This is a genomic window from Streptomyces sp. sk2.1, from assembly GCF_008120935.1.
Classification (GTDB): domain Bacteria; phylum Actinomycetota; class Actinomycetes; order Streptomycetales; family Streptomycetaceae; genus Streptomyces.
Genome location: NZ_RDBO01000020.1, coordinates 1,474,678 through 1,493,548, shown reverse-complemented (window position 1 = coordinate 1,493,548; position 18,871 = coordinate 1,474,678). Strand labels below are relative to the sequence as shown.

Sequence of the window (18,871 nt, the reverse complement as noted above, 5' to 3'; positions counted from 1 at the left end):
CTGCCCGAGGGCCCCGCGGGCCCGCGCGGGCGGGGACACGGAAACGGGCACGGTCACCCGCACCGGCTCGGCGACGTGCCCCCGCCGTGAGGACTTCGTGTCCCGATCTCGACATCCCGCCCGTTTCCCGGCGGCTGTTGCCGCATCGAGATCCTTCCGCAACATCCTCGTCGACTCCGACGCGCCACCTCGCACGTCACATTCACAAGTGCAGGCACCAAGACATTGGGGGGAAAACGATGGAACGCCGGACAAGGAAGCACGGGGCGCGCCGGGCGGGCACGTACGGCGCGGGACTCCCGCGGACGTGGCAGGGGGCCCTCGGCGTACTGCTGGCGGGAGGGATGCTGCTCACCGGATGCTCGGGCACCTCGCACGACTCCGCCACGACCGACAGCCGGGGCGTGCGGGGCGGGGCGCCCGCGCCCGCCGCACCGGGCGGCGCGGCCGGGAGCGGCGCGGAGAAGCGGCGGGACGCGGACGGGCCGGAGGAGTCCGCGCCGCCGGTCGCGCCCGACTACCTGTCCACCTTCGCCCTGGACGTCGACACCGCCTCCTACGGCTACGCCCGCCGCGTCCTGGCCGACGGCAGCCTGCCGAGGCCGGACACCGTGCGGCCCGAGGAGTTCGTCAACAGCTTCCGCCAGGGCTACCGGAGGCCGGAGGGCAACGGCTTCGCCGTGAACATGGACGGGGCCAGGCCCGCGGCGGCCATCGAGCCGGAGATGTCGACGACGAAGGTGAGCGCGGCGGGCCGCCTCGACCTGGTGAAGCAGTCCCTGCGCATCCTGGCCGGCGAACTCCGCGACGACGACTCGATCTCCCTGGTCACCTTCAGCGACGAGGCGGAGACCCTGCTGCCGATGACCCGGGTGGGGGGCCACCGGGACAAGATCCGCGACCGGGTCGACTCCATGGAGGCCACCGACTCCACCAATGTGGAGGCCGGCATCAGGCGCGGTTACGAGGAGGCGGTCGAGGGCCACGCCAAGGGCTCCACCAACCGGGTCGTCCTGCTCTCCGACGCGCTCGCCAACACCGGCGAGACCGAGGCCGAGGGCATCCTGGAGCGCATCGACTCCGCCCGCCGCGAGTACGGCATCACCCTCTTCGGGGTAGGCGTCGGCAGCGAGTACGGCGACGCGCTGATGGAGGAGCTCACCAACAAGGGCGACGGCCACACCACGTACATCGCCGACGAGGCCCAGGCCCGCAAGGTCTTCGTCGACCAGCTGCCCGCCCACCTCGAACTGACGGCCCGCGACGCCAAGGCCCAGGTCGCCTTCGACCCGAAGACCGTGAAGCAGTTCGAGCTCATCGGGTACGAGAACCGGAAGGTCGCCGACGAGGACTTCCGCGACGACCGCGTCGACGGCGGCGAGGTCGGCCCCGGCCACACGGTGACGGCGCTCTACGCGGTGCGCCTCAAGGAGGGCGCGTCCGGCCACGTGGCGACCGCGACCGTGCGCTGGCAGGACCCGAAGACCAGGGCGCCCCACGAGCGGACCGGCTCCATCACCACGAACGCGATCGACGGCCCGCTGTGGGGCGGTGCCTCCCGGCGCCTCCAGGTGACCGCCGTCGCCGCCTACTTCGCCCAGTCGCTGCGCGGCGAGGAACTGACGGGCGCGCCCGGCCTCGGCGAACTCGCCGCGCGGGCCGGGAAGCTGGCGTCCGACACCGAGGACGACTCGGTGCGGAAGCTGGCCACCGCGATCGAGCAGGCCGCCCGGCTGCGTGACGGCAGGCGCGACGGAGCGACCGGGGGAGAACCCGAGGGGGAGATCGACTGACCTTCGGCACAAGGGAGTTGACGTGTCGCACCGCCCTGCGGAAGTGGGCTGTGCGACACGTGTGCCGACGACATGATGTATCCCATGTCCTCCTCCCTCGAATCCCTGTTCCTGGCCCTCGCCGTCATCACGACCGGGCTCTACGCCGGACTGATGCTGACGTTCCTGACCTCGATCATGCCCGGCCTGGCGATCCTGCCGGACGAGCGGTTCACGGACGCCATGCGCCGCTTCAACGAGAAGGTGCCCGGCCCGTTCTTCCTGCTCCTCTTCTTCGGGGTGATCGCCTTCCCGGCCGTCGTGGTCTTCGGCGACGACGGCGTCGACCGGGTGCTCGCCCTGGCGGCACTGGCCTGCGCGGTCGGCAGCCACCTGATCACGATCGCCGGCAACGTCCCGCTGAACAACCGGCTCGCGCAGTCGGAGGGCGGCGACGAAAGCGCCGCCCGCGCCGCCTTCGAGGGCCGGTGGAACCGGCTCCACCGGGTCCGGACGCTCCTGTCGCTGGCCGCCTTCGTCCTGCTGGCCGCGATCGGCTCGTAGGACGTCCCCGCACCACGGGCCCGGCCACTTGATGAGAACGCCCCGCCCCTTCGTGAGAACGCCCCGGCCCTTCGCACCACGGGCCGGACCGTGAACGGATCCGCCGCGCGCCCGGCGCGTGGAGGAGCTGTGACGGTCCGGCCCGCGGGGCAACCCCGGCGGGCGTCCGCCGGTCTGAGACTGCACGGTGCCGGTACCCCGCGCACCCTCCGGAACGTTCTCGTCGAACCCGACCGAAGGAGCCCCCGTGGCAGCCCGTGCCCTCGGAACCGCAGTGGTCCTCGCCATCACCGTGACGACCGCCGTGATCACCCTTCCCGCCGCCGGGGCGGCGACGCCCGGAACGGTCCCCGCCGCGGCCCCGGCGTCCGCGAACGCCGCCGTCCCCGCCCCGGCCGCGCGCCGCGACGACTTCAACGGCGACGGCTACCGGGACGTGGCGTTCACCGCCCCCGACGCCACCGTCGAGGGCAGCGCCAAAGCCGGGTACGTGGGCGTGGTCTACGGCTCCGCGAAGGGCCTGCAGACCTCCACCAAGCAGGTCTTCACCCAGGACTCGCCCGGAATACCGGGCACCGCCGCGGCCGGTGTCCGGTTCGGCGGCGCGACGGCCGGTGCCGACCTCGACGGGGACGGGTACGGCGACCTCGTCGTCGGCGCGGAGAACGAGAAGGCCGGCACGTCCGGGTCGGCCGGTTCGCTCACCGTGATCTGGGGCGGCCCGCAGGGCCTGTCCGGCGGTGCGACCCTGCTGACCGGCGACGAGCAGTACGAGGGCATCGGCGGTGAAGTCGCCGTCGGCGACTTCGACGGCGACGGCGACGCGGACGTGGCCACCCTCGGCAGGAGCGACCTCCACGTCCTGTCCGGCCCGTTCGGGCGCGACGGCGGCGCGGCGGCCCCGGTCAGGGAGATCCGCGACATGGACGACCTGCGGTACATGGACATCGCCGCGGGCGACTTCGACGGCGACGGCCGCGACGACCTCGCCGGTGTCGTCCACGACGGCGACGAGTACGACGCCCGGCGCGCCATCGTCCGCAGGGGCGGCGCCACCGGCCTCGCCGAGGACTACACCGTCGTCAAGGGGGCGAACGGCTACGGCCTCCAGGCCGGCGAGACCGTCACGGCCGGCCACGTCGACGGCGACAAGTACGCCGACCTCGTCGTGGGGCGCATGGTCGAGGGCCACGACAGCGACGTGGGCAACCCGCTCGCCCTGGGCGGCATGGTCACCTACGTCCCGGGCGGCGCCACCGGCCCGCGGGGCGACCGGGCCAAGGTCTTCAACCAGGACAGCGCCGGTGTCCCCGGCGTCGCCGAGATGGGCGACGGGTTCGGCGCCTCGCTGTCGGTCGGCGACATGAACGGCGACGGCTACGGCGACATCGCCGTCGGCGTGCCCGGCGAGGCCCTCGGCACGAAGAAGCGGGCGGGCTCGGTCCTGATCCTCCCCGGCACCGCCTCCGGCCCCACCGGGACCGGCACCCTGGGCTTCAACCAGGACACCGCGGACGTCCCCGGGGCCGCCGAGGCCGGAGACGGCTTCGGCGCCGCCGTGAAGCTGGTCGACGCCGACCGCGACGGCCGCGGCGAACTGGTCGTCGGCGCACCCGGCGAGAACACGGGCGCGGGCTCCCTGTGGGTCTTCCCGGCCACGGCCTCCGGAGTCACGGCCAAGGGCTCGTTCACCTTCGGCCACGGCACCCTCGGCACGGTGGGCACGGGCGCGCGACTCGGCGCGTCGTTCAACCGCTGACGACGTGTCCCGGGGGTGGGGCCCGCCCCACCCCCGGGAGTCGGGCAGCGGGTATGTCCCGCCCCGAAGTCGCCTCCTACGGTGGGGCCATGAGCTCCCGCACCGTGTGGCAGGCCCTGCCCGACCCCCGTTACCCGCTGTCCTCCTGGCCCTGGCGGTCGGCCGGTTACCTGGCCGGCGGCGCGGTGGCGGGGGCGGTCCTCCTGGTGGCGGGCGTGCTCGGGGCGGTCGTGGGCGGCGCGCTCTCCCTCGTACTGATCGGGCTGCCACTGCTCGCACTGATGGCCCTGACCGGGATCCCGGTGGCGGCCCTGGAGCGGCGCAGGCTGCGGCTGATGGACCCCGAACCGGCGCCGGACCCGCACCGCAGGCCCGCCGAACCGGGGCTGTGGAGCTGGCTGACGTGCCGGTTCCGGGAGCGGGTCACCTGGCGGGAACTCGGGTACGCGCTGCTGTTCGCCGTGGTCCTGTGGCCGCTCGACGCCCTCGCGGTGGCCGTCTGCGCGCTCGTACCGCTGACGATGGCGGCCACCCCCGTGCTGCTGCGGGTGTACGGGGACGGCGAGGAACTCCGCGTGGTGAAGCTGTGGACGGTCACGACGTGGCCCGAGGCCCTCGCGACGGCGGCGGGCGGCCTCGTGCTCCTGCTGCCGGGCGGCCACGCCCTGGGCGCGGCGGCCGGGGCGCGCGCGGCGCTGACCCGCCTCCTGCTCGTCCCCGGACCGACGGAACTGGACGACCGGCTGGTCGAACTGGCCCGCTCCCGTGTCCGGTTGGTCGACGCCTTCGAGGCCGAGCGCCGCCGCATCGAGCGCGATCTCCACGACGGGGCCCAGCAGCGCATCGTCGCGCTCACCATGATGCTCGGCCTGGCCCGGCTGGACGCCCCGCCCGGCCCGCTCGCCGACCAACTGGCCAGGGCCCACGAGGAGGCGGGCCGGGCCCTGGCAGAGCTGCGCGAACTGATCCACGGCATCCACCCCCAGGTCCTGGCCGACTACGGCCTGCGGGCGGCGGTCGCCGACGCCGCCGAACGCTCCGTGATCCCCGTCGGCCTCCGGCTCGACCTGCCCGGCAGACTCCCCGAAGCGGTCGAGGCCGCCGCGTACTTCGTGGTCTGCGAGGCGCTGGCCAACGTCGCCAGACACAGCGGGGCGAGCCGCGCCGAGGTCAGCGGCGGCCACACCGGGGGCCGGCTGTTCCTGGAGATCCACGACGACGGCCGGGGCGGCGCGAGCACGACCGGGGGCGGCAGCGGGCTGACCGGCCTGGCCGACCGGGTGTCCGTGCTCGATGGCAGACTTGCGCTGTCCAGCCCGGCCGGGGGACCGACCCGATTGCGTGTGGAGATTCCTTGCGAGTGGACCGATCGCTCCGCGTAGTCCTGGCCGAGGACAGCGTGCTGCTGCGCGACGGACTGACCGGCCTGCTCGGCCGGTTCGGGCACGAGGTGGTCGCGGCGGTCGGGGACGCGGAGGCACTCGTGGCGGCCGAGGCCGAACACGCCCCGGACATCGTCGTGACGGACGTCCGGATGCCGCCCGGCTTCCAGGACGAGGGCCTGCACGCCGCGATCCGCCTGCGCACCCGGCGCCCCGCGCTCCCCGTGCTGGTCCTGAGCCAGTACGTGCAACGCACCTACGCCGCCGACCTCCTCGACTCCGGCGACGGTTCGGGCGTCGGCTACCTGCTCAAGGACCGGGTCGGCCAGGTCGAGGAGTTCGTCGACGCCCTGCACGAGGTCGCCGACGGCGGCACGGTCGTCGACCCGGAGGTCGTACGCCAACTCCTGCGCCGCCGCCGCGACCCCCTGGAACGCCTCACCCCCCGCGAACGCGAGGTGCTCGCCCAGGTGGCCCAGGGCAGATCGAACGGCGCCATCGCCCGCGAACTGGTCGTCTCCGAGGCGGCGGTGGGCAAGCACATCGGCAACATCCTCGCCAAACTCGACCTTCCCCCCGCCGACGAGACACACCGCAGGGTCCTGGCGGTCCTGACCTACCTGCGCGCCTGACCCACCGGGTCCAGGTCCCGCCGGGTCAGAACCCCTCACCGACGGCACCGGAGGTGTGCGCGAGGGCGAGCTCCGCGAGCCGGGGGAGGGCCTCGGGAGCCAGCCGGGGCAGGAGCGGCAGCGCGTACCGCCAGTGCTCGCCCGCCAGCACCTCCCGCACGAGCTCGCGGGCCGCCCCCTCGTCCCGGGAGGCGTCCGTGCCGAGCGCGTCGGCGAGCGCGAGGAAACGCAGCACGGGGGTGCGCTGCCGGCCCCAGCCGTCCGCGGCCGGAACGACCACCCGGACCCCCGCGAGATACCCCGCCACCGCGGCCAGGGCCGCCGCCCGTTCCTCCGGGGTCCCGGCCGGCCCGGCAGCGTCCCGGGCGGCTGGGGCGCCCTCCCGGAAGGCGTGCAGGACCGCCCACTCCGCCATGGGCAACTCGCCCCGGGGCAGGAGCGTCCTGAGTGCGTAGTTCTTCCAGGAGCTCAGCCTGCCCTCCGCCGGCGACGGCACCCCGGGGCAGCACCTGCCCGAGCCGAGCAGGACGTTCAGCAGCACGGTGTGCGCCTTCCACCCGTCGAGGACATCCTCCGGCCGGGCGCAGGCGCTGTGCAGCGCCGCGCACATGTCGGCCCCGTGCTCTCTCGGATCGGGCAGCACGAGCAGCAGATCCACCAGGTCGGGCAGCACCGTTTGCCCTCTCAGGAACGGCAGGGCGGCCGACCTGCCGAGCACAGCGACGTGCTCCTCGACGAATCGGTGGGCGGCCCGGGGGTCGTGCGGGGCCGCTGCCGCGGCCACGGCGAGCCGGACGCGCCCGGCCTCCCGGCGTCCGGCGGCGGTGGCCGGGTCCGGCCGGGCCGCGAGTCGCTGCTCCGCGGCGTCGGCCTCGCCGGCCCGGGCGAGTGCCTGGGCGACGAGACCGTGCACGGACAGGTCGTGCGTCAGCACCGCCGCCCGCGCGGCGTCCCGGGCGAGCCGTCCGGCCCCGGCGATGTCCCCGCCCGCCGCGCAGCCCAGTGACACGACGGCCAGCGCGCCCGCCAGCACGTCGGGCTCCCGCGACCGCTTCGCGAGGCGGACCGCCTCGTCGATGAGTCCCGCCGCCGCGAGCGACTCGGCCAGCGGAAGTCCCCACCTGCGGGTGTCCGCCACCGACGCGTGTCCTTCCCACCGGGCGAAAGCCGTCGCGAGGAGCCTGCGGCCGACGACGGGCTTCTCCTCCAGTGCCGCCCGGATCTCGTCGAACTCATCGGACTCCGCTGGGTGTTCAGCCGGCCGGGTTTCATCCCCCTGTTCCAGTACGGCGAGAGCCTGACCCCGTACGTCCTCGTCGAGCGCGTCCGGGCACAGCCCGTCCGGTACCAGATCGAGGAGGTCGCGCGCACTGTCCTCGTGCCCGGCGTCGCGCAGGACGGCCACCACGCGCGCGAGGGTCGTGGACAGTTCGAGACGCAGATGGGCACGGTCGGCCGATGAGCGTGCCTCCGGCACGGCGAAGGCGTCGACCAGGGCCCGGCGCGCTCGGCGCGCCAGTGCTCCGGCCGCGTCCGGCCGCACCGGCAGCAGGGCGTCGGCGCCGAGCGCCAGCAGATCGACATGCGTCAGATCCGACGAGGGGTCCAGCCCGGCGCAGAAGCTCTCGACGCGGTCCTGGAAACGGGCGTCGTCCCTCGCCAGCCATGACCAGATCTCAAGGGCCTCGGCCTGCTCGTCGGACGCACCGAGACTCAGCGCTTCCGCGTGCTCGGCCGTCCCGTCGAGCAGACCGGCTCGGTCCTCCCCGTCGAGCGCCCCCATGGCACGGACGCGGTCGGCCCAGCCGGCATCCGGACGACCGGCGACGGCGCGCAACACCGCGTGCCCGGACGTGTATTGGCCGCAGGCGCACAGCGCGATGCCCGCCTCGACCAGCTCGGTGACCTCCCGGCCCCGACCGGCCGGAAGAGCCGACGCCCGCCTCGCCCGTGCGGCCGCCTCCCGGCCGACCGCCTCCGCCTCCTCCCGCCCCTGGCGGCCGAGGACCACGGCCACGTCCGCCAGCCGCAGGGCCGCGGCCGTCCCGTCGGGAGGGGAGGAGGCGAGTTCGCGGGCCCGGGAGGCCTGCCCGGCGAGGGCGAACAGCCCGGGGAAGCCACGCGGCACGAGCCGGGTGCGCCCGGACAGCACGGTCCGGGAGAGAGCCACCTCCGCAGCCGTGCCCATGCCCGCCCGTCGCGCGACAACCTGTCCCGTGCCCCCCTGGACCGTGACTTCCTGCTCCGCGACCGGTACGAGGTCGAGTTGCGCCAGTGCCTCGTCCGGGCGGCCCGCCGCCACGAGCCGCGACTGGCGCCGCGGATCGAGCACGATCCGCTCGACGCGATCGGTTCCGCGCAGCAGCCGGGGGTAGTGGGACAGCAGGTAGTCGGGCGTGGACTCCGGCCAGCCCCGTGTCCGCCAGCGGTCGGCCCAGGCGTGCAGCCGCCCGGCGCAGTCCTCCAGCAGAGCGGGGTCGAGCAGTTCCCCGGCAACTCGCAGCAGCGCTTCATGGCCGGTCACACGGCCGTCGGCGGCGGCCCCCGCAATGTCGGGGACCAGCTGGAGGCCCCGAGAGCCCTTCAGCAGCTGGTCGATCTCGTTCCGTTCCACCCCCGCCAGCTCGGCCAGTTCCCGGCGGCGCAGGCCGGTCCCGGCCACGGTGAGGAGCCCGATCACGGTGAGGAGCCCGGTCGCCGTGCGTCCCGGCGAGGACGCACCCAGCCGTTCCAGCTCCTCGCGGGCGGCGAGCCGGGCGCCCCGATCGCCCGCGAACGGGCGGAGCTCCCGCACGTACCTGCGTTTCCGCAGGGGATGGGACGCCGGTACGTCGGAAGGCGGTTTCGACGCGGGCCGGCTCGACACGATGACGCGGACCAGGGTCTTCCGCGCCGGTTCGGGGAGCAGCGACGCGATGCTGGTGGACGAGCGCCGGGTTCCGGGGGGTCCGTCGTCCCATGCGGCGTCCTCGTCCAGGCCGTCCACCACGATCAGCAGCCGAAGCTGTCGCGTCGCGGCCTCGCGGTACAGCCGCCGGAGCTCTGCGGGCGACGGGGCGGACGCCCGGGTTCCCAGCCGCCTCGTCAGCTCCTTCACCATGTAGGTCACGAATCGGTCGTGGTGATTGTTTCCTTCGACCCCGGAGACGAAGTAGCGGATGAGGCCGACCTTTTCGGGCGGCTGTTCCACGAAGTCGTCCAGCAGTGTCGTCTTCCCGGCCCACTGCGGTGCCTGCCACCAGAGATACGGGGGTGCGCCCACGGTCGAGTCGTCGGCGAAGTCGTACATGGCCCTGAGCCCCGACTTGTAGTGCTGCAACGCCTCGTGGCCCAGGCTCCGCACACGGGCCCGGCGCGAGGAGATGCCCCGGCGCTCGTCCGTCTCCCGCTGCGCGGCTTCGAGCGCCTGCTCCCACCCGGCATCGAACTCCGCAGGTTCACCGGCCCTGGCCCGGAGGCTCTCCACCAGCCTCCGCACGTCCGGTGTGCCGGAACGCTGCGGGGCCGACACGCCACGGCACCAGGTCAGGACGGTTTTCGGACGCAGCCCCGCTTCCTGGGCGCAGGCCGCGAAGCTGCCGTTCTCCGAGGCTTCGGCCCTGTCGCGCAACTCCGTCAGCCTGAGGCCGAAAGCATCGAGCGCCGGTCGACGATCACGGTCGTCCCGAATGATCTTCACAATTTCTCCGCGATTGCGTCGACTGCAGTTCATCTTCCCGACAGGGCTGGGGTTTCCGGCGGTGCGGCCGGTCGGACGTCGCTGGCTGCGGGACGGGTCGCCAAGGTGGTTCCACCGCCCGGGAATCGAGCCCGGCGGCCGGAACGAAAGGACTGCCCGTGCTCACACTCTCCACTCTTCTCCAGGACGCGACCTCCCTCGCCGCCGTCAGCGCCACGGCCTACACGGGGCTCCTCGCCGCCGTCGCGCTCGCCTCGGTCATGGCCCCCACTCCGGAGCACCGCCGCGACGCCCGCGCCACGCTGACCATCCTGATGAGGCGGCGTCCGCCGAAGTGAGGCAGGAGCGGGAAGGGGGGTGGCCGTGGCCGGATCCGGCCCTCCTTCCATCCCGCGGAATGGCGTGAACTTGCCTGCGAACAGCCTCCATTGGGGGTATCCGGACAATTTCACCGACCGTCGACACCGCTCGGATTCTCACTGCTAGCGTCTCACCGGTCACAACGTGTGGCCACTGATGAGAGCGGTAGTTGATCCTTTGCCCGCAGTGTCTGCCCCACCCCGGCGGAACCCTTCCTGGGACCCCCGGCACCAGCCCTGCGCGCCCGTCATCTCCCAGGAGGGTGAGGCCCTCCAGCTGTCCTTGCTGGATGTCCTCCGCAACGCCGAGGAGTTGAGCGCCCTCTCCTGCCCGACGCCGGGCGAGGGGGTCGGCCTCATCGAGTACCTGCTGGGCATCTGCTTCGCGTCCGGCGCCTTTCCCTCCTCCGACGACGAGTGGCGGGCCCGGGTCGAGAGGAAGCACCCGCTCGACGAGGTCGCGACCTGGCTGGCCGGACAACCGGCGGACGAGTGGGACCTGTTCCACCCGGAGCGGCCGCTGGGGCAGAACAGCGAACTGGCGCCCCAGTTCGAGGAGGACGGCGCAGGGCCGGCGCAGCTCGTCCTGGAGCGGGTCGGTGACTACTGCCAGCTCTTCGACCACCACCACCTCGAACACCCCGAGCCGCTCCCGGCCGCCGAGGCATTCCGGGCCATGCTGGCCCAGCACGTCTACGGACTGTCGGGCCGGGCCCGGGTCTCCGGCAAGCGGCTCGGTCCGAAACTGACCAACCTCGCCGCGGGACGGCTCCAGGGCCGCGTCCGGGTCGTGGCCGAGGGCCGGACCGTCGCGGACACGCTGCGGATGAACCTCTACCCCGCCCCGGGCGGAGAGAAGGGGCACTTCAACCGGTCGTGGACGACCGGGGAGAACCCGCGCCGGGGATTCAGGACGAAGCCGCCGGGCCGTGCCACCTCCGGCCCCGCCGACCTGCACAGCTGTCTCGGACGCTCGGTGCTGCTGCGTCCGGTGCCGGCGGCGGAGGGGGAACCCGTCCTCGTCGACCGGGTGCTGATCGGGGCCGGTGAACTCCTCGACCTCGACCCCGAACGCGACCTCGACGACGCCGTTCTCGGGAAGAAGCTGAACGGGCACCGCAAGCCGCTCTGGCCCTCTCCCACCCGCGCCCTGTGGCGTGAGGCGCACGCGCTCTACAGCGCGGCGACCAGGGAGACGGGGCGCCTGTACGGACGGTTGCGGAACCTCGACTTCCCACGGGACGGCAGCGGCCCGCCCTGCTCGTTCTGGGCCGTCGGGATCATCGCCGACAAGACCGTCCCGGCCACCTGGACGGAAGGCCGCTTCCCGTACGCGCCGAGCATGGGAGAAGCGCTGTGCGAGGCGTCCCGACGCGGCTCGGACATCGCCGAGTACGTGGCCCGGTCCCTGGAGCGCGCCGCTTACGCCGCCTGGAAGGTCGCCTACCCGAACCCGAAGCCCGCCGATCGCGCCGCGCAGATGGCCCGGTTCGACGCCCGGCGGGAGTTCTGGCCCGCGGCCGAGAAGCCCTTCCTGGGCCTGCTCCACGAGACGGCCAGGGGCGGGGACGTGCCGCCCCTGCTCTTCGACTGCGCCGGTGAACTCCGTTCCATGGCCGAGGACTTCCTCAGGAACCGGCTCGACGCGCTCCCGCGCAACCGTGAGGGGATGCTCGCCCGCGCCCGTGCCGAAGCCCGCTTTCGCGATGACATGGCCGACGCGAAGGCCCCCGCCGAACTCCGAGAGGCTGCGCAGAGATGACGCAATGGACCGGCCCCGCCCCCGACGGGCAGGGCGGCGAACAGCTCACGGCCTGGCTCGTCAGCCTCGTGCGCAACCGGGAGTACGGAAAGCTCGCCGAACTGCGCCGCACCACACCGACCGACTCCCACATCCGCGCCGGCTGGTACGGCCCGGAGGAGCAGCGCGAGATCTACGAGAAGGTCGCGTTCCTCTTCGGCGTCTACCACCAGGGCACTTCCGTCCCCCTGTACGGGAGGGGGAACCTCGGCGAAGCGGCCCGGCGGATCGGGGACGGTGCGGGGCGCGGCCCCGACAACCCCGGCGCGCAACGGCTGCTGTCGCGCGTGGTCGCGAGCCGCCGCATCCCCTGGCGCCACCTTCAGCACGCGGTCACCCGGCTGCGGGCCTGCGAACAGCCGCCGCCCTCCTGGACACAGCTCACCGAGGACCTGACCCGATGGCACGACCGCAGGGCGCGGATCGCCTACCGATGGACGGTGGACTTCCACCGGCCGGCCACGCGGAGCCGTGGCGCGACGACCGGCCGGAGCACGACCGGTGGCCGCAGCGGAACGAACAATCAGTCGACGCGGAAGGACCCGAGCACGTGACCGAGGCCCCCCGAAGCCAGTTCCTCTCCCTGCACGTGCTGGAGACGCTGGTCGCCGTGCTTCCCGTGCGGGACGAGAACGGATCGCCGAAGAGTCTGGTCTACGGCGGCGTGGAACGGCACATGATCACCAGCCAGTCGCGTCGCCGGGCCGAGCGGATGCACGCGCGCGACCGGGCCAACGCCGGTGTCGGTGCCCTGGCCGGGCGGAGCACGGGGCTCCGTACCCGCGAGTGGGCGCTCATCACCGCCAAGTCCCTGGAGGACGACCACGGCTGGGACCGGGAGGAGGCCGTCACCACCGCCCGTGCGGTCATCGAGGCCGTCGGCCTGAAGTTCGGCGACCTCGGCAAGAAGACCGTGGCCAATCTGACCAAGGTGCTCCTCTTCGCCCCGGCCGACACCGGAACCCGGATCGCCGCCCACGTCCACGAGCACGCCGAGGAACTGCGCACCTGGCGGGACGACTACCTGCGGGCCCAGGAGGAGAACGGAAAGAGGAAGGCCGGACGCAAGGGCGCCCGGAAGGCGGACCGGGCCCCGGAACCGGAGGAGGCGGACGGAGCGGCCAAGGCCGAGCTGCCGCCCCTGGCCAAGCAGCACCGCGACGCCGTGCTGTTCGCCATCGCACCGCGCGACGCCATCGACATCGCGCTCTACGGCCGGTTCCTGGCGGAGATCGCGGACTCGCCGAACGTGGACGGGGCCGTGCAGAGCGGCCACGCCTTCACCGTCCACGAGGCGGAGCAGGTCGACGACTTCTACGCGGCGGCGGACGACGCCAAGCTGCACCGCAAGCGGAACGCGCTGGACTTCCTCGACTCCGCGGACGACGCCGGGGCCGGCATGACCGGCTACCAGTCGCTGATCTCCGGCACCTTCTACCGCCACGCCGTCCTCGACCGCGCCCAGCTGCACACCAACCTCCGCGCCACCGGGATGACGGAGGCCGAGGCCGCCGGGACGGCGGTCGCCGCCGAGCAGGAATTCGTCAACGCCTTCGTGGAGGCGTTCCCCGAGGCGAAGAAGAACTCGACGGCCTCCACCGGCTCACTGCCCGCCCTGGTCCTCGCCTTCGAGGGCGCGCGCCCCTACAACTACGCCGCCGCCTTCCAGCTCCCCGTCGACGAGAACCCCGTCGGCCCGGAGGGCGAGGGCCGAGCCGGTGAGGGGGGCGAGGGACCGGCCGGTCCGGCGTCGGTACGCAGGCTGCTGAGGCACCACGCCTTCGTCAGCGAGCGTCGCCCCGACCTGACGGCCGCCCGGGTCCTGACCTACGACCCGCAGATCGACGCCGTGCTCAAGAAACTCGCTGCGGCCGGTGAGACCGACGTGACGGCCGTGACGCTGATCGAGGAGCTGACGCCGTGAGCCACCACGTACTGCTCATCCGGCTCGCCGCCCCGCTCCAGTCCTGGGGCGTGGCGGGCCGGTTCTGGCGGCGTGACACTCACAGCAGACCCACCAAGTCGGGCGTGATCGGCCTGTGCGCCGCCGCGCTCGGCCTGCCGCGCGAGCCACCGCCGGAGGACCCCGGCAACGACCCGCTCGCCGAACTGGCCCCGCTGCTCTTCGGCGTACGGGCCGACCACCCCGGCAAACCGGTGCGCGACTACCACACCGTCGGCGCCGGCCGGTACCCGCTGCGCCCCCGCGACCTCGTCACCGACCACCGGCGTGCCGCGGCGGCGGCCGCTCTGGTGGACGCGGAGACCGGGGACACCTTCGGCCACCACGAACTGGAGGACTGGTACGGGGCGCCGAAGCGGATCGCCGCCGACCCGCTCTCCGGCGCGCTGGTCTCCGCCGAAGTACGCAGGAACGCGATGACCACCGAGCGCTGGTACCTCGCCGACGCCGCCTTCCTGGTGGGTCTCCAGCACTCGGACCGGAGGCTGCTGGAAGAGATCGCCCACGCCCTGGAACACCCGAAACGCCTGCTGTGGCTCGGCCGGAAGTCCTGCCCTCCCTCGGGGCAGTTGGCCCTCGGGGTCGAGTCCGGCACGCTCGCCGAGGTCTTCGCGGGGATGGCGCTGCTGCCCTCGCCCTCCGAGGCGCGCGCCCGCGCGGGGGACGACCGGCCATGGGCATGGATCGAGAGCCCGCGTCCGGTGCCCGGCACCGGCCCGGTCATGGACCAGCCGGTGGGCTTCCACGCCATGGGGCCGAAGCACTCCGCGCGCTGGGAGACCAGGACGCGCGTCACCATCGCCCCGCACGCCCGCGATTGGAAGATCATCCTGTGACAGCGCCCCGTGCCGAGGCCGCCAGATTCGTCGCCACCCAGACCCTGCTGACCCTGGACGCCAGGCACCCCTACGCCGCCAAGTCGCTGATCGACGCCCAGGACATGCACCGGACCGTGATGAGCGGCTTCCGGGGCTGGGTCGACGACGGCAGCCGTGACGCCCGTGCCCAGATGGGCATCCTCTCGACCTGGTCCCTGAACCTTCGCGAGGCCCGGCTCTCGCTCGTCGTCCAGTCCCAGGTGCCCGGCGACTGGAGCCGGATCCCGCGGGCGGCCCTCGCCGAGGAACCCGAGATCCTGACCCTCGACCGCACCTTCGGCGTGGGGGACACGGTCGAGTTCCGCACCGTCGTCAATCCCGTGCACAGCCGTCCCCCCGCCCCGGGCTCCCCGGAGAAGACCCGGGGCAAACGGGTTGCCCACACCCGCCCCGACCACGTGAAGGCGTGGTTCGTCCGCCGCCTCCAGCCCCTCGGCGAACCCTCCGTGGCCCCCGACGGCCTGACCCGGCTGGGGGTCGACGCCCGGGCCGACCACCTGGCCGTTCGCATGCTTCCCCGGATCTCCAGCCCCGCCCCCCACGAGGGCCTCCGGCTCGTCCGCGCGGAGATCAGGGGCAAGTTGACCGTGACGAGCCCGGAGACCTTCGTGGGCACCCTGACGAAGGGGTTCGGGCACGGGCGCGCCTACGGGTGCGGACTGGTGCTGGTGCGCTGAGGCGCGGGAACACCCGCCCGCGCCCCTCCGCGATGGTGGAACGCCCGCCGGATCAGTCGGCGATGTCGACGCCGTAGCCGCGTGCGAGGTCCGCGAGCCCGTGGTCGTAACCCTGCCCGACGGCCCGGAACCGCCACACCGGGCCGCGGCGGTAGATCTCGGCGAGGAGCAGGGTGCGTTCCGTGGTGGCGGCGTCGAGGGTGGCCCGGACCGGCGGGGCGGCGTCGGGGCCCGGGGCCGCGGTGACCTGGACGGCCCCGACGTGCCCGAACGTCATGTCTCCGTCGATGGCGGCCGCGACGGCGATCTTGCGGGAGGCGGGCGGGAGCGAGGCGAGGTCGATGGCGATGGTCTGTTCGGCGGGCCCGTCGGCGAGGAGGCGCACGGTGCCCGCGGGGTTCTCGGGGGCGCCGTAGAAGACGAAGTCCTGGTCGAAGACGACCTGTTCGTCCTCGTCGAGCACGAAGGCGACGACATCGATCTCGCAGCCGTCCTGCGGTGCCCAGGCGGCGGTGACGTGCCACTGCGGTGCGGGGGTCTCCTGCGGCGAGGGCAGATCGAAGACACCGCCGCGCGGCAGGACGTGCGGAACGGGAGGCCGGTCCGCCGCCGGGTCCGGAGCCCCGCCGGCTCCGGCGGGGGCGGCCGTCGGCGCGGTGAGCCAGCTCTCGTCGTGCACGGGAAGCCCCAGTTCCGTGATCCGCTTCATCCGGCGTCGGTTCTCCCCTCCGGGCAGGAGGACGACATCGGTGACACTGCGCGAGAGGTTGACGGCGGCGGAGCCGCCCAGCCGGACGATCCGGGTACGGGCGGTGACCGCGTCCGGGTGCGTGCCGCCGAGGACGAGCACGCGCCGCCCGCTCAGCGGCCCGCGGGCCGTCGGGACCCCGGCCGGACCGGTCGGTTCCGGATCCGACGGCGCGGCGGCGACCGCCTGCGACGCGGCCGCTGGACCGGTTCTTGCAGGTCCGGCGGCGGACGGTCCGGACACTGCGGCGGCCTCCGCCGTCGTCACCCGGTGGAGCACCCCGGCGCGTATGTCACCGAGCAGCTTCAGGAAGGTGTGCTCGTCGACGACCGGTACGCCCTCGGCGGCCGCGCGCCGGGCCTTCGTGGACTTCGAGGCCGCCCCGTCGGCGACCAGCGCGCTGGTGTGACGGCTGACCGACGTCATCACGTTCAGCCCCGCCGCGACCGCCCGCGCCACCAGCTCGGCGCGCGAGGTCGCCGTCTCCCCGGTGATGGCGACCTTCATGCCCTGCACGAGCGGACCGCCCGGTTCCATGCGCCCCGGATTGCGGTACGCGCACGGTGTCTTCGGCGGTCGGGGCGTGAACTGCGAGTCCTGCCGGGGCGGACACGCCACGAGGGGCAGCGGCAGGTCGAGCCGGGCCGCCTCCCGCAACGTGGCGCGCAGAATCCCGGCCAGTACCCGGGTGTCGTCCAGGGCGTCGTGCGCCCGGGTCCGCGGGACGCCGTAGTGGGCGGCCAGAGTGCCCAGCTTCATGTCCCCGGTGGGCGGATCGACCTGGCGGTTGAGGGCGAGGGTGCACAGCCGCTGCGAGACCGGCAGGTACAGGCGGGCCCGCGCGAACTCGTGGGCCAGGAAGTCGTAGTCGAACGGGGCGTTGTGCGCGACCAGGACCCTGTCCTGCAGCAGCGCCCCGATCCGCCCCGCCACCTGGTCGAAGGTCGGCGCCCCGAGCAACCGTTCGGCGGTCAGGCCGTGCACGTCCACGGGCCCGGGGTCGCACCCGGGATTCAGCAGGGTCGAGAACTCCCCGGTCTGTTCACCGTCCGGACCGAGCGTCACCACCGCGACGGACAGCACCCGGTCCCGCCGCGGCACGAGCCCGGACGTCTCCACGTCCACGAGCGCCCAGTCGAAGGCGTAATCACGCAGGTCGGTCATGTCGGGTGCGGGAGGCCGGAAGTCCATGCCCGCAAGGATGATCCGACATTCACCGATCTCTCAACCCGGATGCCCTTTTGTCTTGATGCGCGAAGGGTGGAAGCGGACGGAGAACGGCTTCCGGAGGGCGCCTCGCCTCTCGGGCGGACCTCGGACCACCAGGCCTTATGCCGTCACTACGCGGTCTTCGCTAGCGTGCACCCGCCCGAGAAAAAAGGCCCTCCTGGTCGGAGGGCCCATGGGCCTGCGCGCTGTGCGCCCCCGGCAGGACTCGAACCTGCGGCCAAGTGCTTAGAAGGTACATGAGGGTGAGCGCTGTGCTTACCTGCGTTTTTGCTGGTCCCGCTGCGCCCAATTAATGAAAGGCACTTGGCCAATCTTCCTGGGCAACTTGGCGAGGAGTCGCCCCCCTGGCAATGCAGCCGCCCCAGGAGTCATTCTGACACCTGGGGCGGCTCGGAGGGTGAGGCTCCGCCATCTGGACGGAGCGCCGCACCTCGCAGGAAGCGGCTACCACGCCCTCACTGCGCCCGCCGTAGTCAAGGCGGGCAGCTCTTCGGACCTTTCACGTGCGGTACCCAGCGCGCATCAAGATCACACAATGGCCAATGGACTGTACAGACATTCGGATCCTGCGCCCCTGAGTTTGGACGAGTGCCGCCAGCCCAACCCCCCACTGACCGCGTTCTTGCAGCCCGACGAGCAGTCGGCGACCGCATCCGCGACGCCCGCTTGCACGCGAACCTCACTCAGGAGAGCGTCGCCTTAACTGCGGACATCTCCCGGCACAGCCTGAACCGCATCGAGCACGGCTACGGCAGTCCCCTTCTGGACACCCTGGTTCGCATCGCCGACGCGATCGGTGTGCCGCTCGCCGACCTCGTGCGGGAGGAGTAGCCCCGGCCGGCCGACGGGGGGACGGCGCGACCGGGGCGGAGACCCGCTCGTGGCTGGCTGGGGCGTTGCAGCCACGAGCGGGAGATCAAGACCGGCGGCGCACCGAGTACGGCGTCGGCCGGTGCGCGACAGGCAGCGAGCACGGCTCCTTGTGGACGTGAAGCGTGACGCCTGGCCCGGTCGCGCCAGGCACGTCGTACGTCTTCGACTCCCCCGGCGCCATGGGCTTCTGGCAGCAGTCGCACGTCATCGGCGGGCCTCCCGCCAGGCCCGGCCGAGGCGGACCGCGGTGCCGCAGTGAGCCCCGGCACGGCAGGTGGTGCAGCTGTAGGTGTGGCCGAGGAACGCCCGGTACGCCTCATCGCCGGACGAGCGGACCGGTGCTGGCATCGATCCGGTCATGACTGTTCACCTCCGCCCGGGTGGAGGCCACGCTGCTCCCGGCACGGCGCGCACGCGTACCGCGAAGCTGCGGGGCCCGAGTCCTCACCGATGGTGTAGATCAGGAGCGCAGTCCCGGACGGGCCCTCGTGCCAGTCGCACCAGCCCGGGGTCTCTTGGCAGTCCGTCACTTCTTCCTCCCCGTGCATCGCTCG

The 18,871-nt window shown here is 73.2% G+C and carries 15 protein-coding genes; 12 read left to right on the top strand and 3 right to left on the bottom strand.

Annotation, left to right across the window (positions count from 1 at the left end; all coding sequences use genetic code 11):
• Positions 1–239: 239 nt before the first annotated feature.
• The 5 genes from EAO76_RS10165 (at position 240) to EAO76_RS10145 (ending at position 6,109) form a co-directional block, all read left to right on the top strand.
• On the top strand, positions 240–1,793 hold the full coding sequence (locus tag EAO76_RS10165; RefSeq protein ID WP_187438529.1) for a von Willebrand factor type A domain-containing protein: 1,554 nt from the start codon (positions 240–242) through the stop codon (positions 1,791–1,793).
• Between the two features lie 84 nt (positions 1,794–1,877).
• Entirely contained in the window at positions 1,878–2,336 is a 459-nt protein-coding gene (locus EAO76_RS10160) for a DUF1772 domain-containing protein (protein ID WP_148835434.1), read from the top strand.
• Between the two features lie 247 nt (positions 2,337–2,583).
• Complete coding sequence (locus EAO76_RS10155) at positions 2,584–4,095, top strand: FG-GAP repeat protein (RefSeq protein ID WP_148835432.1); 1,512 nt, start codon at positions 2,584–2,586, stop codon at positions 4,093–4,095.
• A gap of 89 nt (positions 4,096–4,184) precedes the next feature.
• A complete protein-coding gene (locus EAO76_RS10150; protein ID WP_148835430.1) occupies positions 4,185–5,477 on the top strand; it encodes a sensor histidine kinase in 1,293 nt (430 codons plus the stop codon).
• Positions 5,450–6,109 carry a response regulator transcription factor gene (locus EAO76_RS10145; protein ID WP_187438528.1) on the top strand — a complete coding sequence of 220 codons (660 nt, stop codon included), beginning with the start codon at positions 5,450–5,452 and terminating at the stop codon, positions 6,107–6,109. Before EAO76_RS10150 ends, EAO76_RS10145 begins: the two co-directional genes overlap by 28 nt.
• A 25-nt stretch (positions 6,110–6,134) precedes the next feature.
• Here the strand turns inward: EAO76_RS10145 and EAO76_RS10140 are convergent, their stop codons facing one another.
• Entirely contained in the window at positions 6,135–9,788 is a 3,654-nt protein-coding gene (locus EAO76_RS10140; RefSeq protein ID WP_148835426.1) for a hypothetical protein, read from the bottom strand.
• A gap of 158 nt (positions 9,789–9,946) precedes the next feature.
• Between EAO76_RS10140 and EAO76_RS10135 the strand changes: the two genes are divergently transcribed.
• The 6 genes from EAO76_RS10135 to EAO76_RS10110 all read left to right on the top strand — a co-directional run bounded on the left by EAO76_RS10135 (position 9,947) and on the right by EAO76_RS10110 (position 15,466).
• Positions 9,947–10,126 (top strand): hypothetical protein, encoded by a 180-nt coding sequence (locus EAO76_RS10135; protein WP_262375334.1) that lies wholly within the window; start codon positions 9,947–9,949, stop codon positions 10,124–10,126.
• 208 nt (positions 10,127–10,334) lie between these two features.
• Positions 10,335–11,909, top strand: coding sequence for a type I-E CRISPR-associated protein Cse1/CasA (locus tag EAO76_RS10130; protein ID WP_262375333.1), 1,575 nt, complete (start codon positions 10,335–10,337; stop codon positions 11,907–11,909).
• A complete protein-coding gene (casB, locus tag EAO76_RS10125; RefSeq protein WP_148835420.1) occupies positions 11,906–12,502 on the top strand; it encodes a type I-E CRISPR-associated protein Cse2/CasB in 597 nt (198 codons plus the stop codon). The genes EAO76_RS10130 and casB overlap by 4 nt, the downstream gene beginning before the upstream one ends.
• Positions 12,499–13,872 carry a type I-E CRISPR-associated protein Cas7/Cse4/CasC gene (locus EAO76_RS10120; protein ID WP_187438549.1) on the top strand — a complete coding sequence of 458 codons (1,374 nt, stop codon included), beginning with the start codon at positions 12,499–12,501 and terminating at the stop codon, positions 13,870–13,872. Before casB ends, EAO76_RS10120 begins: the two co-directional genes overlap by 4 nt.
• The gene (gene cas5e, locus EAO76_RS10115; protein ID WP_148835416.1) at positions 13,869–14,747 is read left to right on the top strand and encodes a type I-E CRISPR-associated protein Cas5/CasD; all 879 of its coding nucleotides are present in this window, start codon (positions 13,869–13,871) and stop codon (positions 14,745–14,747) included. The genes EAO76_RS10120 and cas5e overlap by 4 nt, the downstream gene beginning before the upstream one ends.
• A complete protein-coding gene (locus EAO76_RS10110; protein ID WP_148835414.1) occupies positions 14,744–15,466 on the top strand; it encodes a type I-E CRISPR-associated protein Cas6/Cse3/CasE in 723 nt (240 codons plus the stop codon). The genes cas5e and EAO76_RS10110 overlap by 4 nt, the downstream gene beginning before the upstream one ends.
• Before the next feature lie 52 nt (positions 15,467–15,518).
• Here EAO76_RS10110 and EAO76_RS10105 read toward each other — a convergent pair whose 3' ends face one another.
• Positions 15,519–17,405 carry a TerD family protein gene (locus EAO76_RS10105; RefSeq protein WP_148835412.1) on the bottom strand — a complete coding sequence of 629 codons (1,887 nt, stop codon included), beginning with the start codon at positions 17,403–17,405 and terminating at the stop codon, positions 15,519–15,521.
• Positions 17,406–18,032: 627 nt separating this feature from the next.
• On the opposite strand from EAO76_RS10105, the gene EAO76_RS10100 reads away from it, so the two are divergent.
• Positions 18,033–18,275 carry a helix-turn-helix domain-containing protein gene (locus tag EAO76_RS10100; protein ID WP_148835410.1) on the top strand — a complete coding sequence of 81 codons (243 nt, stop codon included), beginning with the start codon at positions 18,033–18,035 and terminating at the stop codon, positions 18,273–18,275.
• Between the two features lie 246 nt (positions 18,276–18,521).
• Here the strand turns inward: EAO76_RS10100 and EAO76_RS44455 are convergent, their stop codons facing one another.
• Positions 18,522–18,677, bottom strand: coding sequence for a hypothetical protein (locus EAO76_RS44455; protein ID WP_187438526.1), 156 nt, complete (start codon positions 18,675–18,677; stop codon positions 18,522–18,524).
• Positions 18,678–18,871 lie beyond the last annotated feature (194 nt).

What these genes read in the sequence shown, in the direction of transcription:
- EAO76_RS10165 (WP_187438529.1), top strand. Translation starts at nt 240, where the DNA reads ATGGAACGCCGGACAAGGAAGCACGGGGCGCGCCGGGCGGGCACGTAC.
- EAO76_RS10160 (WP_148835434.1), top strand. Translation starts at nt 1,878, where the DNA reads ATGTCCTCCTCCCTCGAATCCCTGTTCCTGGCCCTCGCCGTCATCACG.
- EAO76_RS10150 (WP_148835430.1), top strand. Translation starts at nt 4,185, where the DNA reads ATGAGCTCCCGCACCGTGTGGCAGGCCCTGCCCGACCCCCGTTACCCG.
- casB (WP_148835420.1), top strand. Translation starts at nt 11,906, where the DNA reads ATGACGCAATGGACCGGCCCCGCCCCCGACGGGCAGGGCGGCGAACAG.
- EAO76_RS10105 (WP_148835412.1), bottom strand. Translation starts at nt 17,405, where the DNA reads ATGGACTTCCGGCCTCCCGCACCCGACATGACCGACCTGCGTGATTAC.
- EAO76_RS44455 (WP_187438526.1), bottom strand. Translation starts at nt 18,677, where the DNA reads ATGACCGGATCGATGCCAGCACCGGTCCGCTCGTCCGGCGATGAGGCG.